16 protein-coding genes and 1 pseudogene are annotated in these 15,636 nt (G+C 70.9%); 5 read left to right on the plus strand and 12 right to left on the minus strand.

Annotation, left to right across the window (positions count from 1 at the left end; genetic code table 11):
* Position 1: 1 nt before the first annotated feature.
* Positions 2-2,380 (minus strand): chemotaxis protein CheW, encoded by a 2,379-nt coding sequence (locus tag AB0C26_RS14905; protein WP_360246973.1) that lies wholly within the window; start codon positions 2,378-2,380, stop codon positions 2-4.
* A 91-nt stretch (positions 2,381-2,471) separates the two neighbouring features.
* Positions 2,472-3,170, minus strand: coding sequence for a response regulator transcription factor (locus tag AB0C26_RS14910; protein WP_097317690.1), 699 nt, complete (start codon positions 3,168-3,170; stop codon positions 2,472-2,474).
* Positions 3,171-3,573: 403 nt separating this feature from the next.
* Here AB0C26_RS14910 and AB0C26_RS14915 point away from each other — a divergent pair, with 403 nt between their 5' ends.
* Entirely contained in the window at positions 3,574-4,053 is a 480-nt protein-coding gene (locus AB0C26_RS14915; protein WP_360246975.1) for a CAP domain-containing protein, read from the plus strand.
* 47 nt (positions 4,054-4,100) lie between these two features.
* Here AB0C26_RS14915 and AB0C26_RS14920 read toward each other — a convergent pair whose 3' ends face one another.
* Positions 4,101-5,120 (minus strand): UDP-N-acetylmuramate dehydrogenase, encoded by a 1,020-nt coding sequence (locus AB0C26_RS14920; protein ID WP_360246977.1) that lies wholly within the window; start codon positions 5,118-5,120, stop codon positions 4,101-4,103.
* A gap of 69 nt (positions 5,121-5,189) precedes the next feature.
* Between AB0C26_RS14920 and AB0C26_RS14925 the strand changes: the two genes are divergently transcribed.
* From AB0C26_RS14925 to AB0C26_RS14935, 3 genes are all read left to right on the plus strand, one after another.
* Positions 5,190-5,921: a hypothetical protein gene (locus tag AB0C26_RS14925; protein WP_360246979.1), complete on the plus strand. Its 732-nt coding sequence runs from the start codon at positions 5,190-5,192 to the stop codon at positions 5,919-5,921.
* A gap of 103 nt (positions 5,922-6,024) precedes the next feature.
* Entirely contained in the window at positions 6,025-7,446 is a 1,422-nt protein-coding gene (locus tag AB0C26_RS14930; protein WP_360246981.1) for a GH1 family beta-glucosidase, read from the plus strand.
* Between the two features lie 6 nt (positions 7,447-7,452).
* Entirely contained in the window at positions 7,453-8,463 is a 1,011-nt protein-coding gene (locus tag AB0C26_RS14935) for a LacI family DNA-binding transcriptional regulator (RefSeq protein ID WP_360246983.1), read from the plus strand.
* A gap of 12 nt (positions 8,464-8,475) precedes the next feature.
* On the opposite strand, the gene AB0C26_RS14940 is transcribed toward AB0C26_RS14935, so the two are convergent.
* The 3 genes from AB0C26_RS14940 to AB0C26_RS14950 all read right to left on the minus strand — a co-directional run bounded on the left by AB0C26_RS14940 (position 8,476) and on the right by AB0C26_RS14950 (position 10,460).
* Entirely contained in the window at positions 8,476-9,081 is a 606-nt protein-coding gene (locus AB0C26_RS14940) for a DUF2625 family protein (RefSeq protein WP_360246985.1), read from the minus strand.
* Positions 9,082-9,132: 51 nt separating this feature from the next.
* Entirely contained in the window at positions 9,133-9,957 is an 825-nt protein-coding gene (locus tag AB0C26_RS14945) for an EI24 domain-containing protein (protein ID WP_360246987.1), read from the minus strand.
* An 89-nt stretch (positions 9,958-10,046) separates the two neighbouring features.
* A complete protein-coding gene (locus tag AB0C26_RS14950; RefSeq protein WP_360246989.1) occupies positions 10,047-10,460 on the minus strand; it encodes a hypothetical protein in 414 nt (137 codons plus the stop codon).
* Positions 10,461-10,632: 172 nt separating this feature from the next.
* Here AB0C26_RS14950 and AB0C26_RS14955 point away from each other — a divergent pair, with 172 nt between their 5' ends.
* Positions 10,633-11,649, plus strand: coding sequence for a hypothetical protein (locus tag AB0C26_RS14955; protein WP_360246991.1), 1,017 nt, complete (start codon positions 10,633-10,635; stop codon positions 11,647-11,649).
* On the opposite strand, the gene AB0C26_RS14960 is transcribed toward AB0C26_RS14955, so the two are convergent.
* The 6 genes and pseudogenes from AB0C26_RS14960 to AB0C26_RS14985 all read right to left on the minus strand — a co-directional run bounded on the left by AB0C26_RS14960 (position 11,646) and on the right by AB0C26_RS14985 (position 15,634).
* Positions 11,646-12,530, minus strand: a complete 885-nt coding sequence (locus tag AB0C26_RS14960; RefSeq protein WP_360246993.1) for an alpha/beta hydrolase — start codon at positions 12,528-12,530, stop codon at positions 11,646-11,648. The genes AB0C26_RS14955 and AB0C26_RS14960 overlap by 4 nt on opposite strands.
* On the minus strand, positions 12,527-12,844 hold the full coding sequence (locus AB0C26_RS14965) for a DUF2516 family protein (protein WP_097317681.1): 318 nt from the start codon (positions 12,842-12,844) through the stop codon (positions 12,527-12,529). The genes AB0C26_RS14960 and AB0C26_RS14965 overlap by 4 nt, the downstream gene beginning before the upstream one ends.
* Positions 12,845-12,910: 66 nt before the next feature.
* Entirely contained in the window at positions 12,911-13,387 is a 477-nt protein-coding gene (locus AB0C26_RS14970; protein WP_360246995.1) for a hypothetical protein, read from the minus strand.
* Positions 13,387-13,785 (minus strand): annotated as a pseudogene (locus AB0C26_RS14975) (helix-turn-helix domain-containing protein); the annotation flags it as partial. The pseudogene AB0C26_RS14975 and the gene AB0C26_RS14970, both read right to left, overlap by 1 nt.
* 69 nt (positions 13,786-13,854) lie before the next feature.
* A complete protein-coding gene (locus AB0C26_RS14980) occupies positions 13,855-14,763 on the minus strand; it encodes an asparaginase (RefSeq protein WP_360246997.1) in 909 nt (302 codons plus the stop codon).
* Position 14,764: 1 nt separating this feature from the next.
* Positions 14,765-15,634: a 3-keto-5-aminohexanoate cleavage protein gene (locus AB0C26_RS14985; protein WP_360247001.1), complete on the minus strand. Its 870-nt coding sequence runs from the start codon at positions 15,632-15,634 to the stop codon at positions 14,765-14,767.
* Positions 15,635-15,636 lie beyond the last annotated feature (2 nt).

Raw genomic sequence — 15,636 nt, forward strand, 5'->3', positions numbered from 1 at the left:
CTCAGGCCTCCACCAACATCTCGTCGTTCTCCAGGTCGGTGTAGAAGTTCGGATCGGCGGCGAGGATCGCGCGGCGGACGTCCAGCAGCTCGGTCACCCGTTGCTGGATCACCGCGGTGCCGACCAGGCCGTCCTCCTCCGCGTCGCGGCGGGCCGTGGTCGAGTTCTCGGCGATGTCGACGATCCGGTCGACGACCAGGGCGACGCTGCGGCCACCCTCGCTGTAGACGACCACCGACACGGTGTCCCCTTCGGGCTCTTCGCCGTACGCGCCGAGCAGGTGGGACAGGCGCACGAGGGGCAGGATCTGCCCTCGGTACTGGACCACCTCCCGCGAGCCGGCGTGCTCGATGCGGTCGCGCGGGAACTCCTCGAGCCGGGTGACCGTGTCCAGCGGGATCGCGACCCGCCGCTCGCCCACCGCGGTGACCAGCAGACGTTCGCCGGTGCCGCCCACACCCGCCGCCCGCGACGACGAGTCCATGCCCTTGCGTTCGGCGTCGGCGGCCAGGTGGCTGCGGCGGGCCAGCGACGAGACGTCGAGGATCAGGCCCACCTTTCCGTCGCCCAGGATGGTCGCGCCGGCGTACAGGCCGATGTCCTTGAGGCGGCTGTTCAGGGCCTTGACCACGACCTCCTCGGTGTTCAGGACCCGGTCGACGACCAGTCCGAACCGCCGGCCGTCGGCCTGCAGCACCATGATGTAGACACCCTGGTCGCCGGCCACCTCGAAGCCGAGCGCCTTGTCCAGGCGCACCAGCGGGAGCAGCTTGCCGCGCAACCGGTAGACGGGCGCGCCCGACGCGTACTCGATCTTCGTCGACTGCCCGTCGATGAAGACCAGCTCGAGCACCGCCACCTGCGGAACCACGTAGCGCTGGTCGCCGCAGTCGACGGTGAGCGCCTGGATGATGGCGAGCGTGAGCGGGATGGTGAGCCGCCAGACCGTGCCCTCGCCGGGCGTCGAGTCGACGCTGACCGCGCCGCCGATGTTCTCGATGTTGGTCTTGACGACGTCCATGCCGACACCGCGGCCGGAAACGTTGGTGACCTTGGCCGCGGTGGAGAAACCGGGCTGGAACACCATAGCCATGATGTCGCGCTTGTCCATGTTGGGGATCTGCTCGGCGCGCAGCAGGCCGTTCTCCACGGCCTTCTGGGCGATCCGCTCCACGTTCAGGCCGGCGCCGTCGTCGGCGACCTCGACCGCCACGTGCCCACCCTCGTGATAGGCGCGCAGGGTCAGCGTGCCCTCGGGGCCCTTGCCGCTCGCCTGGCGGCGCTCCGGGTCCTCGATGCCGTGGTCGACCGCGTTGCGCACGAGGTGGGTCAGCGGGTCCTTGACCGCCTCGAGCAGGCTCCGGTCGAGCTCGGTCTCCTTGCCCTCCATGACCAGCTCGACCTTCTTGCCGAGCGAGTTCGAGAGGTCGCGGACGACTCGGGGCAGCTTCGACCAGATGTGCTCGATGGGCTGCATGCGGGTCTTCATGATGCCCTCTTGCAGCTCACTGGTGATCATGCCGAGCCGCTGGGCGCTGCGCACGAGCGTGGCGTCGCCGATCTCCATGACGCCCCGGACCAGCTGGTTACGGGCGAGCACCAGCTCACCGACCATGTTCATGAGGGTGTCGAGCAGGTCGACGTCGACGCGGATGGCGCTGTCGGCGATGCTGCGCTTGGGCGCCTGCTGCTGCAGGGCCTCGTTGACCGCGGCCGGCTGCGCCTTGCCCTCGTCGAGCAGGATCGTGCCGAGCTTGCGCTCGTCGCCCTCGATCTGCTGCTGGAGCGCGGAGCTGACGTCGGCCGGCTGGGCCGCCCCCGACTCGACCAGGATCTCGCCGACCGGCTTGCGCTGGTTCTCCACCGGTTCCGGAGCGGGCCGGGCGGGTGTCTCGGCGATCGGCTCGGGCGCCTCGGCCTCGGCCGCCGGCTCGGCGGCGGCCTCCGCGCCCTCGCCGCCCTCGGCGGCCGGTGCGGCGGCGGCCGGCTCGGCGCCGGCGTTCATCTGCGCGTGGACCTGCGCGATGATGCTCTCGATGTCGACGTCGCCCTCGTTGCTGTTCTCCTCGATGGAGGCGAGGATCGAGCGCACACCGTCGATCGTGGCCAGCAGTGTGGTGATCGTCGACGGCGTGACCGGCATGACGCCGTCGCGCAACTTGGACAGCAGTGACTCGCCGGCATGGGCGAGCGTCTCCAGGCGTGTGAACGCCAGGAAGCCGCTGGTGCCCTTGATCGTGTGAATCGCCCGGAAGATTCGGGAGATCAGATCGCGGGAGTTGGGCTCCTGCTCCAGATCCACCAGGTCACGGTCGATCTGGTCCAGGTTCTCGTGGCTTTCCATGAGGAATTCGCCGACGATTTCACCAAGATCTTCCACGCTTACTACCTCCTGCTCGCCTTCCCACAGCCCTCATCGACGGTTAGCCGCGTCATCTGAGGACACCCGGAGGTCGACCGAATGGGAAATTTCAGCCCTCTCCGCCCGGACGGCGGTAGCGGTAGCCGAACCCGCGTACGGATTCGATGGGTGAGTCGTCGGGATCGGACCAGCCGAGCTTGCGGCGCAGCCGCAGGACGGCGAACTTCACCCGTTCCTGGCCGATGCCGGTGGGGTCGTCCCACGCCTGCGTCAGCAGCTGATTGGGGCTGAGAACCGCGCCGGCGTGCCGGACGAGGGCGTTCAGCAGCCGGAACTCGGTGGGCGTCAGACGCTTCTCATCGCCCTTGACGTAGACCCGGCGCTTGGTCGGGTCGAGATGCACCAGCCCGTCGTCGTAGACCTGGCTGGCCCAGCTGTTCTGCCCACTGGACGAGCGGCGCAGCAGGGCCTCGACCCGGGCCAGCAGCTCGTTGTTGGCGAACGGTTTGGTGAGGTAGTCGTCGGCCCCGCCGCGCAGGCCGCGGACCTTCTCCGCCTCCTGCCCGTGCGCGGTCAGCACGAGCACCGGCACGTCCGAGACGTCCCGCAGGCGCTCCAGCACCTGCCAGCCGTCCATCTCGGGCAGGCCGACGTCGAGCACCACCAGATCGGGGTGTTCGGCGTACGCCTCCTTGAGCCCGGTCCGGCCGTCGCCGGCATGCGCGACCTCGTAACCCGCACGGCTGAAAAGCAACCGCAGAGCGAGCGCGATATCCGGATCGTCCTCGACCACGAGTAGGCGACTCATGCTGTGCTCACCCTGCCCCCACCCCTCGCTCGCGCTCTCGCCGCCGGGCACGACGGTTCGACCGGCTACGCCGGGTCGGCGTCCGGTGAACTGTCGATGTCTTGCTCGGCGTCACTCGCGCGACCGCGAGCTTCGGAATCAACCGCGCAAACCCACGATAGCGTGATGTCACGGCCTATTTACGGACAGTCACAGTTTAGCGGGCTAATCGCCCGCCGGGGCGGGTTCTCCGCGCCCGCCGAACGACCGCCCCCACCCCCGGCCACGCTCGCAATCCCCTCAGCGTGACACGGAATCCGACGTACATTCCGGTTTCGGGCAAATAAGGGACGTACGCCCGATAAGCCGCTGCGATAGGCCAGGTGGGCGACTCGGCCCACGCATTCGGGGATTGGGGGCAACCGTGCTGCGACGTCTCTTACCGCTCGCCGTCACTCCGGCTCTTCTGCTCACGGCGGCCGAGCCGGCCCAGGCGGAAGTGCCGACGCTACCGGTGGCCCCGGCGGTCCTGATGTCGCAGGTGGTCACCATGACCAACCAGCAACGGTCGGCCAACGGCTGCGGCCAGCTCACCGTCGACCGGGAGCTGATCGTCGCCTCGGTGCGGCAGAGCTACTACATGGCCCGGACCGGCCGGTTCAGCCACGTCTGGAACGACGGCACCACCTTCGTGCGCCGCTCGCACCAGGCCGGCTACGAACAGCCGTCCGGCGAGAACATCGCCTGGGGATACCGGACCGCCGGCGAGGTCGTACGCGCGTGGATGGCGAGCCCGCGGCACCGCGCCAACATGCTCAACTGCGGCGCCCACTCGATCGGCACCGGCGTCGTCTACGCCGCCAACGGAGTCCCGTACTACACCCAGGTCTTCGGCTGGGAGTGACCCATCCGACCACCCCACCGCCGCCCTTGACCGGACTGAAGGCTCCCCTAGATCTCGCAGTTGATGAGCACCGGCTCGGGGTGCAGCTCCACCCCGAAACGGCCGCGGACACCGTCGCGGACCGTACGGGCCAGGGCGAGCAACGACTCCGTCGTACCCGTGCCGCGGTTGGTCAGCGCCAGCGTGTGCTTGGTGGAGATGGAGACGCCGTCGCCAGCGAAGCCCTTGGGGAAGCCGGCGTTCTCGATCAGCCAGGCCGCCGGGATCTTCACCGAGCCGTCGGCGGCCGGCCAGTGCGGAGCCTCGAGACCGAGGACCGCCCACTCCTCGGCGCTCACCACCGGGTTGGTGAAGAAGGAACCGACCGACCAGGTGTCCTTGTCGTCGGGGTCCAGGACCATGCCCTTGCCCGCGCGCAGCTTCAGGACGGTGTCGCGGGCCTGGCGCAGCGGCACCCGGTCGCCGGCCTCGACGCCCAGGTTGCGGGCGAGCTCGGCGTAGCGGATCGGGGCCGACTCGTCCGAGCGCTCCAGGCGGAAGTCGACCTCGAGCACCACGTAGCGGTCGTTGTGCTTGAAGACGCTGGCCCGGTAGGCGAAGCCGCACTCCTCGGGCGTCATCGCGCGGACCGTACCGGTGCGCCGGTCGTACGCGTGCACGGCCACGATCGTGTGCGCCACCTCGGACCCGTACGCGCCGACGTTCTGGATCGGGGTGGCGCCGGCCGAGCCCGGGATGCCGGAGAGGCACTCGAGCCCCGAGTAACCGTTCTCCACGGCGTACGACACGAAATCGTCCCAAGGCTCCCCCGCGGCAACCCGCAGCACCCCCGGCTCCACCTCGCGAACGCCTCGCGTGCGAATCAGCACGACAGTGCCGTCGAAGCCCTTGTCGCCGATGACGACGTTGCTGCCGCCCGCCAGAAGGAGGATCGACGAGGACTTACGTACCGAAGCAACCAATTGGTCCGTTTCGGTGGCCACCGTGAGGTCGCCGGAGGGCCCGCCGAGGCGTAGCGTCGTGTACGCCGACAGGTCGGTTTGCGGTGCGGCACTAAGGTCATGCACGGCACCAACCCTAGGCTCACGAGTTTCGGGACATCTCATCGGCGGTCCGGTGGAGCGGAGAGCATCGCGATGAACAGGCTGCACGCGACGAAGGACTTCTGGCTCGCGGCGCTGCGGGCTGACAGCCCCGCGCTGCAGGACGCTGTCGCCCAGGCGGGCCCGGAGGCCGCGGGTTCCCTGGTCGAACGAGTGACCTCCTATCTGCGCTTCGTCCGCGACTACACGCCGCGCGGCGTCACCACCCGGCCCGAGGAGCTGCCGCTCCCGCCCCGCCCCGACTGGGAGACCCAGCTCGACGGCCTGCGCCGCGAGCTGACCGGCACCATCGAGACGCTCGAGGCGGTCGAGGCCGACCTGCCCGCCTGGAACTGGGCGCCGCAGGCCAAGACGGCCGGTTTCTGGCATCGCCGCACGGCGCACGAGATCTCGCTGTCCCGCTGGGACGCCGAGCTCGCCGTGGGCCGGCCCACCCCGATCGAGACCAAGCTGGCCGCCGACGGCATCGGTGAAGTGCTCGACACCTGGCTGCCGGCCGGCCGGCGCACGGGCCCGACCGACCTGCGCGGCGTGGCTCAACTGGTGGCCAGCGACGCCGGTCATGAGTGGTTCGTCCGGTTGCGCGGCATGGGTGTGGCGCTGCTCGACACCAGCACGATCCTCGACGACGACGACCATCACGCCCGCGCCCAGGCCACCGGCACCGCCAGTGACCTGCTGCTGGTGCTGATGGGGCGCCAGCGCACCGACCGCCTGGTCGTCACCGGAGACCCTCGGCTGATCTCCGCCCTGCAGGCTGGGTAGCCGCTTAAATTCGACTTACGGAACATCCAGGGACCGATTTCGTCCCTATGATGAACCGGTTAAGTTCGAATGACGAGCAGCACACCCAGGAAGCGGGGAACGCATGACGGCAACCGTCACAACGTCGGCCCAGCCGGCCCTCGCCGGGATCACCTTCCCCGACGGCTTCATCTGGGGCGCCGCCACGGCGTCGTACCAGATCGAGGGCGCGGCGCGGGAGGACGGTCGCGGCCCGTCCATCTGGGACACCTTCAGCCGTACGCCGGGACGCGTCTACCGCGGCCACACCGGCGACGTCGCCTGCGACCACTACCACCGCTACGTCGACGACGTGGCGCTGATGGCGGACCTGGGCCTGAAGTCGTACCGGTTCTCCGTCGCCTGGCCGCGCATCCAGCCCGACGGCAACGGCCCGGTCAACGCGGCCGGCCTCGACTTCTACGACCGCCTCACCGACGAGCTCCTCGGCAAGGGCATCGACCCGGTCGTCACGCTCTACCACTGGGACCTGCCGCAGACCCTCGAGGACCGCGGCGGCTGGCCCAACCGGGAGACCGCGGAGGCCTTCGCCGAGTACGCGGCGATCGTGTACGGCCGGCTCGGCGACCGGGTCGGCACCTGGACCACGCTGAACGAGCCGTGGTGCTCGGCCTACCTGGGATACGGCAGCGGCGTCCACGCGCCCGGACGGCAGGAGCCCACGGCCGCCCTGGAGTCGGTGCACCACCTGCTGCTCGGCCACGGCCTGGCGGCCCGGGCCCTGCGCTCGGCCGGCGCCCGCAACGTCAGCATCACGCTCAACCCGGCCGTCGTCTTCCCGGTCGACCCGGAGAACCCGACCGACCGCGAGGCCGCCCGGATCATCGACGGCCTCTCCAACCGGATCTTCTTCGACCCGCTGCTCAAGGGCGAATACCCGGCGGATGTGCTCGAGCACATCTCCCGGTTCACCGACCTGTCGTACATCAAGGACGGTGACCTGGAGACGATCAACGCGCCGATCGACGTGCTGGGGATCAACTTCTACCAGCCGGCGTACGTGTCGGCGAAGCCCGGAACCCCGGCCTCGCTCGACCAGCCGGGCAGCGAAGGCATCGCCTACCGCGCGCCGGACGGCCCGGTGACCGACATGAACTGGCTCATCGAGCCGGCCAGCCTCACCAGCCTGCTCAAGCGGATCCACGAGGACTACCCCGGCACCCCGGTGATGATCACCGAGAACGGCGCCGCGTACCCCGAGGGACCGTCGGCCGACGGCGAGGTCCACGACACCCGCCGCGTCGAGTACCTCGACGGCCACCTGCGTGCCTGCCATGATGCCCTGGCGGCCGGTGTCGATCTGCGCGGTTACTTCGTCTGGTCGCTGATGGACAACTTCGAGTGGGCCGAGGGGTACCGCAAGCGCTTCGGGGTCGTGCACGTCGACTACGCCACCCAGCAGCGGACCCTGAAGGACAGCGCGAAGTGGTACCGGGAGGTGATCCGGCGCAACGGTATCGAGGCGCCGGGTACTGACGAAGGGTGATCCTCAGTGGTGACGCGGGAGCGGCCGACCCTGGAAGAAGTGGCGCGCCGCGCCGGGGTGTCCCGGGCGACCGTCTCCCGCGTCGTCAACGGATCGACCTCGGTGGCCGCCGGAATCCGGGAGGCGGTCAACCGGGCCGTCGACGAGCTCGGCTACGTGCCCAACCAGGCCGCCCGGAGCCTCGTCACCCAGCGCACCGAATCGATCGCGCTGATCCTGCCGGAGACGGCGAACCGGGTCTTCTCCGACGACCTGTTCTTCCCCGCGATCATCCGCGGCGCCGGCGTCGAGCTCGAGGCGGCCGACAAACAGCTCGTCCTGATGATGGCCGGCTCGGCCCGCAGCCACGACCGGGTGGAGAGGTACGCGGTCGCCGGCCACGTCGACGGCGTCATGTTCGCCTCGATGCACGGCGCCGACCCGCTGCCCGGCACGCTGGTCCGCCTGGGCATTCCGGTGATCTGCAGCGGCCGCCCGATCGGCGGCGCCGACGTGCCCTATGTGGACGTCGACCATTTCGGCGGTGTCGCCGCGGCCGTACGCCACCTGGTCGCCGGCGGCCGCAAGCGCATCGCCACCATCGCCGGCCCGCAGGACATGGTGGCCGGCATCGACCGGCTCGCCGGCTATCGCGCCACATTGGAGGAAGCCGGCCTCCCGCAGCGCACGGCGCTGGGCGACTTCACCCGCGAGTCCGGCCTGACCGCGATGCGTTCCCTGCTCGAGGCCGACCCGGCCCTCGACGCGGTCTTCGCGGCCTCGGACATGATGGCCCACGGCGCCCTGGCCGCCCTGCGCCAGGCGGGCCGGCGGGTTCCCGACGACGTGGCCGTGATCGGCTTCGACGACTTCGAGATCAGCCGCTACAGCGACCCTCCGCTGACCACCGTCCGCCAGCCCATCGCCGACATGGGCCGCACCATGGCCCGCCAGCTCCTGGGCCTGATCAACGGCGACCCGGCCCTCCCCGACGCCGTCGTTCTGCCGACCGAACTGGTGGTCCGCGACTCCGCCTGACGCCCGCACGGGTCAGAGGAAGCCGAGCTGCCGCGCCATGTCGTGATGAACCGAAACCAGTTCAGCGAGCGGGATCGGCTTACGAGACACCGCCGCCAGATCCTTGCCCTCCCTGGTCCAGGGCGGTGGCCAGGCGCTGATCCCCTGGTCCGGCGCGACGCCGGCCACTTCCGCCTCCCACCCCGGCCACCGCAATCCCGCGGAGAAGCCGTGCAGCGCACCGGTGAGCATGGCCTCGAGCCAATCGCCGTACCCGAGTTCCAGGTCTTGCCAGGTCAGATCGTCGGGCCCGAAATAGTGGATCGTCGGCCTCGCGCCGGGCTCCGCCGGCAACCAGGCGAACTGCCCGCCCATCACGTCGTAGGCAACGACCAGGCGTCCCGCCTCGACAGCAACACCCGGCAGCCCGTCGTGCCCGCCGCCCAGCACCCGCAGCCAACCGTGATCGACCACGAGCCCACCGCTGTTGGCGACCACCGCGCCGAGCCACGACCGGGTCGAAATCTCCAACGCGCCCAGGCAGTCCGCCGCCCGCCGAGGATCGGCCGGAAGCACCTCCACCGGACACGGAGCCTCCGCCACCAGCGCCGAAATCTCCGGCCAAGCCGACTGTTCCACGCCCTCAGCCTCGCACGAGGATCGTGGCCGCCGCGGCATCGAAACCCTTCCCTAGCGGGCGGGGCGCTGGTCCGCGAATCGCCCAGCGGACAGGTTCGCCGACGTCGGGTGGCCCAGGACCTCGCGGGAGAGCAGGGTGGCGCCGGCGATGGCGGCGGGCATCAGGAGGATGGCGCCCAGGGGGATCAGGAAGCAGCAGAAGACGGCGACGCCGAAGCCGAGGGCCAGGGCCTTGTTCTGTTTCAGCACCTCGCGGCGGTGGCGCAGGCGCCGGCCGCGGCGCTGGAACGGGACGCCGGTCAGTTCGACGGCCAGCAGCCAACCGCCGACGGCGCCACCCAGGACCGGGATCACCGTCTGGCCGACCAGCGGCAGGAAGCCGAGCAGGAACAGCGGGATGCCGACCAGGATGGACAGTCCGATCAGCCGCAGCGAGTCGACCAGGCTGCGGCCCAGCGACGCCCAGAAGCCGGCCTCGACGCCGTCGGGCACACCGCCGTACTGGTCCTCGACCAGCTCGGAGATGCGCTCGTAGAACGGGTCGCCGATGAGCAGGGTGACCGCCGTGAAGCTGAGCACGCCGAGCAGGCCGGCCACGCCCAGCAGGCCGGCGCCGGCGAGCACCTGCACCAGGTCGCCCCACGTCTCGCCCCAGTCGTCGGCGAACCAGGTGACCGCGTCGGAGAGCTGGGGCAGGAAGTCGATGAGGAAGAAGAGCGCGGTCGCGTAGAGCACGCCCGCGATCAGGGCCGGGATGAGGCCGAGCGCGAGCAGCTTGGGGCGGCGCAGCAGGATGCCCAGCCCGCGGGCGAGCAGCCCGGCTCCGATCAGGAACCTGCGGGCCGCTCCGAGCGGCTTTCCGGCGTCAACGTTCACGACCCGGAAGTCTAGGACCCGCCATCACGTCGCCGACGGGCCCGCAACGACGCGGCGGACTCGGGCTCACGACGCCGACGGGCTCGGGCTCACGACGCGGACGGGCTCGGGCTGGTGCTGGGGTCGGCCGACTCGCTGGGTGGCGGCGTTGTGGTGATCTCGGTGGGGGTCGGCACCGGCGGCAGGGTCAGCGGCGGCAGCGGCGACTCCGACGAGACGGTGGGTGCCGGGGTCGTCGGCGCGGGGGCCGTGGTCGTGGCGCTGGGCCGGACCGTCGTCGACGCGACCGGAGCGGCCGGGCCGGCCGACGTCGTAGCCGGGGCCGGGGCCGGCTGGTTCGGCCGGGGCGAGTACCGGACCGTGGTCAGCGGCGTGGTCCGCTCGGGTCGAGGCGCCGAGCCGAGGGCGCCCTCGCCGCCGGGGAGGCCGACCGCCGCCGGGCGCTTGGCCGGGGCGGCCAGCGACCATCCGATCGACACCGCGATCGGCAGACCCAGCGCCACGAGTCCGAAAAAAACTGATTTAGGGGATAACCGCACGCTTGAACAACAGGCGGACAGGCGCGAAAGGTTACGGCCCAGCGGGGAGAACGGGGTTGATCAATTCGGTGGGGCCCCGGTACTGTCCGCTGGCTCCCCTCTGTCGGGACGGGAGAGCACGCCCACGGGGGTACACATGAAGCTCGCATCCTTCCTTTCTCTGACCCTGGCCGCCGGCCTCGTCGGCACCGCCACTCCCGCGCTCGCGGCCGGCGCCGCGCCCGTCGGCAGCTACACCCTGGACAGTCTGGCCATCTGGCCCGGGCAGACGGTCACCCTCACCGAGACCGCGTTCAGCGACGACGACGTCACCGACCCGGCGCTGCTGACCCGCACCATCAACTGGGGTGACAACACCACCACGACCGCCGCCGCCGGCGAGACCTCGTGGACCCACAAGTACACGGCCGCCCGCAGCTACCCGGTCGCGGTCCAGCTGAGCGACGGCGAGGCGGCCGGCCCGGGCACCTTCCCCCAGGGGTCGACGGTCGCCGTGACCGCGCCGACCGGCACCTACTCCTGGAAGAACCCCACGCTTTGGACGTACGGGTCCTACTCGAACCTGGCCGTCTGGAACGCCAGCAACGTGCCGGCCAACTCCGACGCCACCTGGACCAGCTGGGGCGACGGCACCCGGACGCTGCTGCGCGACGGCACCTCGACCACTGTCGAGCATTGGTTCGGCCCGGGCACGTGGCGGCCGCAGGTCCAGGTGAAGAACGAGCAGGGCAAGGCGACCCCGACGGTCGCGCCGCCGCTGTCGGTGCTGACCGACTCGACCCCGCCCACGGTCGCGCTCACCTTCCCGGGCAGCCCGAACAAGGCCAGCTCGTGGTCGACGATCCGGGGCACGGCCCGGGACAGCCAGTCGGGTGCGGACCTCGCCGCCGTCTTCCTGTGGAAGTACAACACCGCCGGCGTCGAGTACTTCTACAACTTCGGGGCCAAGACTTGGGTGCGCTACACCGGGCAGAACCTGAACGCGCTCCCGGACAGCGTCTTCGGCATGTCGGCGGTCTCCGCCGCCGGCACCTGGTCGGTGCCGGTCAAGGGCCTCACCAAGGGCTGGATCATCGAACCGCAGTACCAGGCGGCCGACAAGGTCGGTAACTGGAGCGAACTGAACTGGCGCCAGATCACGCTGAGCAGCTAGGCGTTCAGGAACTCGGAGATGCGTTCGCGCAGCTCGCGGCGGTTGTTCCAGAGCACCGCCGGCCGGTCGTAGACGTGGAGTTCGGCACCCGGTAGCAGGTCGGCCACCTGCTCGGCCCAGGCCACCGGGTGCACCTCGTCGCCGAGGCAGCCGATCACCAGCGCCCGGCCGGAGAAGCGGCGCAGCGTCTCGGGAGAGGCGACCGCCGGCTCGTGCCACAGCGTCGTCAGCTCGGCCGCCAGACCGTCGCGTTGCAGCTGCTCGACCCGCTGGCGCAGGTACGACCAACCGGTCGGGGTGTTGCGCACCGAGGGCGGCAGCTCGCTCTCGGCGGCCGCCGCGATCGACGCCGCCTCGCCGGACTCGACGGCGGCCAGCAGCCGCTCCACCCGTTCCTCGGCCGCCGCCGGACGGGTGCCGTCGAGCGACGCCGGCAGATAGAGGACCACCCGCTCGAACCGGTCGGGGGTCTCGCTCAGCAGCCGGCAGAGGGCGGCCGCGCCCATGCTGACGCCGATCGCCCGGGTCGCCCCGGACAGGTCGGCCACCGAGCGCAGGTCGCTCGCCAGGTCGCCGAAGCTCCACGGGCCGGCGGGCGCCTCGGACCGGCCGTGGCCGCGGAAGTGGAAGAAGACCCGGCGACCGGCGACCGCGGAGCCCAGCGGGCGGGTGCCCGAGATGTCACCGGCCAGCCCGTGCGCGAACACGGTCACCGGGTCGCCGACGCCCGTGGTGAGCAGCTCGAGGCGTACACCGGAAGGGGTCGAAACGATCTCGGTCGGCGGACCGGGCAGGGTGGGCCGCCCGGATCGCGGACCGGTGGAGTCGGCGCGGAGCAGGCGGGGCCCGCCGTCGGGCGGAGGCGGGCCGAACCGCCTCACCAGAAGCCTTTGCCGTCCGACAGATCCTTGAGCCCGGGACGGACGTCCAGCAGGTAGATCAGGGCGGCGGCGATGCCGATGAGGCTGAAGATGCCGGTCGCCCCGCTGCCGAGCAGCAGCGTCAGCACGATGCAGACGGCGAGGATCGCCGCCCAGGCGCCCTTGGGCAGGGTCCCGATGGCCTGGAACCCGTCACCGCGCTGGGTCAGGCAGTGAATGAGCGCGACCGCCTGCACCACCAGCGAAAGGATGAGCAGGAGCAGGCCGAGGTAGACGAGCACGTCGTCGTAGAAGATCGGCGCGGAAGAGGCCATGAGGAGAAGTCTATGCCGCGGGGCCCAGCGGCTGCTGGGCCCCGCGGATCATGTCGTGCTCCGGGTTCACTCGGCCGGCTTGGCCTTGGGGGCGCGCTTGCGCGGCTTCGGCGTCGCGGGCGCGGCCGCGACCTCCTTGGTGGCCTCGGCGGCCTCGATGACCTTGGTCTCCTCGGTCGTCTCGATGTCGGCGTTCACCACGTCGGCGGCCTCGACGACGCCGGAGCCGACGACGCGCTCGCCGCGGGCGACCAGGGCGGTGTACGCCGCGAGGGCGCGGTCCTGGGCGAGCTGGGCGAAGGAGGTGGCCACGCTGGCCGCGTTGCCCCGCAGGGCGTCGAAGTCGGTGGTGGCGGCCTTGTCGCGCAGCTCGGCGGCCTTGGTGCCGGCCTGCTCGTTGTAGGTGCGCAGGGAGGCGGCGGCGCGCTCGCTCAGTACGTTGACCACGGCCGGCAGCTTGCGGAGCTGCTGGTAGGCGAGGTCACCGGCGCCGGCGGCGGCGTAGATCGGGGCGGGGAAGCGGGTCTTGGTCTGCTCGGTCATGTCGTCTCCTCGACGGTCTTTTCGGCCGGCGGGTTCTCTTCGGCCGGCTGGTTGCGCAGGTTCTCGTTACGGAACGTCTCGTAGATCTGTGACAGCGACTGCTTCTGCGCGATCGTGAGCTCGGGATCGGCGGCGATGGCGGCCAGCACCCCTTGCTGGCCCTCGCTGTCCAGCAGGCCGGCGCGCAGGTACATCGCGGGCGTCGACACCCGCAGCGCGCTGGCGATCTGCTGCAGCACCTCGGCGCTGGGCTTGCGCAGGCCGCGCTCGATCTGGCTCAGGTACGGGTTGCTCACGCCGGCCTTGTCGGCGAGCTGACGGAGCGAGATCTTCGCGGTCTGCCGCAGGTCACGGATGAAACCACCGATGTCCTGAGGCAGGTCCTTGGGTGCGGCCACGTGTTCGAAGGTAGCGCGAGGTGCTAGCTCTTGCAAGCAAAGTGCTAACAAGAGCTAGCGTGAAGTCGCTCACCGAACGGCGCGAACCTCACCGACAGGTTCCCCGCCACCGAGGATCAGCTCGGTCATCGCCGGCGCCGTGACGCCGAGCCGGCGCAACTCGTCGAGCAGCACCGGCGTACGGGCCCGCATACCGCCGTCGTCGACCTTGATGGCGATCGCGCCGACGCCCGGCACGGCGGCCACCACCACGCCCTCGGCGCCGCCCTTGGCCAGCAGGCCCGGCACGGCGCCCATCAGGACGGTGTCGTCGGCGCCGGTGCCGGCCACCAGCTCCGGATGGGCCCGCATCTCGTCGGCCACCCGCCGCTCGTCACTGCCCGGCGCGGCCTCGACCAGCCGCTGGAACGCGCGGGCCAGGCCGGTCAGCGACACCGCCAGCACCGGCGCGCCGCAGCCGTCGACCCCGGTCGCGGCCACCGGCTCGCCGGCCAGCTCGGCCACCGCCTCGGCGATCGCCACCTGGAGCGGGTGCTTCGGATCGAGGTACGTCTCGAGCGGCCAGTCGTTGGCGGCGCAGGTCGCGAGCATGCCGGCGTGCTTGCCGGAGCAGTTCATCAGCACGCGCTCGGGGCCGCCTCCGCCGCGTACCCAATCGTCCCGGTCCTTCTCGGCGATCGGCAGCGCCACCGGGCACCGCAGGTCACCCACGGTCAGGCCGGCGGCGTCGAGGATCTCCCGGACCCGCCTGGCGTGGAACGGCTCGCCGTAGTGACTGCCGCTGATCAGGGCCAGGTCGGCGCCGTCACGCGGCACCAGGCCGGCGCGCAGCATCCCGACGGTCTGCATCGGCTTGTTCGACGACCGGGGAAAGATCGGGCTGAGCACGTCACCGCGACTCTGACCGCCGAGCACGGCGACCGAACCGTGGTGCACGCTCTCGACGAAACCGGAACGCACCACTTCGGCGATGATCATTTCAGCCTTCAGTCCGGTCAAGGGCGGCGGCGGGGTGCTTGGACGGGGGGACTCCCAGCAGCTCGCGGGTTTCGGCGGAGGTCAGCGGCGGACGCTGGGCGAGCTGCGCGAACCCGGCCGCACGGGCGACGAGCTGCATGTTCGACTCGACCGGACGGCCCTTGGCGTACGTGATGGTGTCCTCCATGCCGACCCGCAGGTGCCCGCCGGCCGACAAAGAGGCCAGGATGACCGGGATTGCCGTACGCCCGATGCCCGTGGCCGAGAACGTCGTACCCACCGGCAGATCGCGAATGGCCTGCTCACAGGCGACGAGCGCGGCGGCCGTGCCCGGCATCCCGCCCGGCACGCCCATCACCAGGTCGACGTGCACGTGCCCGCCGAACGGCAGGCCGTACTGGCCCAGCAGGCGCTGGAGCGTGGCGAGCTGGCCCAGGTCGAAGATCTCGTACTCGGGCACGATGCCCCGCTCCTGCATGCGGGTGTGCAGGTCGACGATGAACTCCCAGCGGTTGAGGAAGACGCCGTCGCCGAAGTTGACGGTGCCCATCGTGCAGGAGGCCATCTCGGGCCCGGCGTCGAGCACGGCGAGCCGGTCGGACTCCGGGTCGGTGACGGCGCCGCCCGAGGAGAGCTGCACGATCAGGTCGGTCGATTCGCGCAACGCGGCGACCGTCGCGCGGAGCCGGCCCTGATCGAGGGTCGGCTCGGCGCGGTCGTCACGGATGTGCACGTGGATGATCGAGGCGCCCAGCGCCTCGCACTCCTTGGCGGTCGCCACGAGCTCGTCGAGGGTCACGGGCAGCGCGGGTACGGCTGCCTTGCTGCTCTCGGCGCCGGTCGGAGCGACGGTGATCACGGTACCGGTCATGG

Source organism: Actinoplanes sp. NPDC048796, from assembly GCF_040650035.1.
Taxonomy (GTDB): Bacteria; Actinomycetota; Actinomycetes; order Mycobacteriales; family Micromonosporaceae; genus Actinoplanes.

Coding starts and splice junctions, on each gene's coding strand:
- AB0C26_RS14980 (WP_360246997.1), bottom strand. CDS start 14,763: ATGATCATCGCCGAAGTGGTGCGTTCCGGTTTCGTCGAGAGCGTGCAC.
- AB0C26_RS14910 (WP_097317690.1), bottom strand. CDS start 3,170: ATGAGTCGCCTACTCGTGGTCGAGGACGATCCGGATATCGCGCTCGCT.
- AB0C26_RS14965 (WP_097317681.1), bottom strand. CDS start 12,844: ATGGCCTCTTCCGCGCCGATCTTCTACGACGACGTGCTCGTCTACCTC.
- AB0C26_RS14930 (WP_360246981.1), top strand. CDS start 6,025: ATGACGGCAACCGTCACAACGTCGGCCCAGCCGGCCCTCGCCGGGATC.
- AB0C26_RS14925 (WP_360246979.1), top strand. CDS start 5,190: ATGAACAGGCTGCACGCGACGAAGGACTTCTGGCTCGCGGCGCTGCGG.
- AB0C26_RS14970 (WP_360246995.1), bottom strand. CDS start 13,387: ATGACCGAGCAGACCAAGACCCGCTTCCCCGCCCCGATCTACGCCGCC.
- AB0C26_RS14985 (WP_360247001.1), bottom strand. CDS start 15,634: ATGACCGGTACCGTGATCACCGTCGCTCCGACCGGCGCCGAGAGCAGC.
- AB0C26_RS14955 (WP_360246991.1), top strand. CDS start 10,633: ATGAAGCTCGCATCCTTCCTTTCTCTGACCCTGGCCGCCGGCCTCGTC.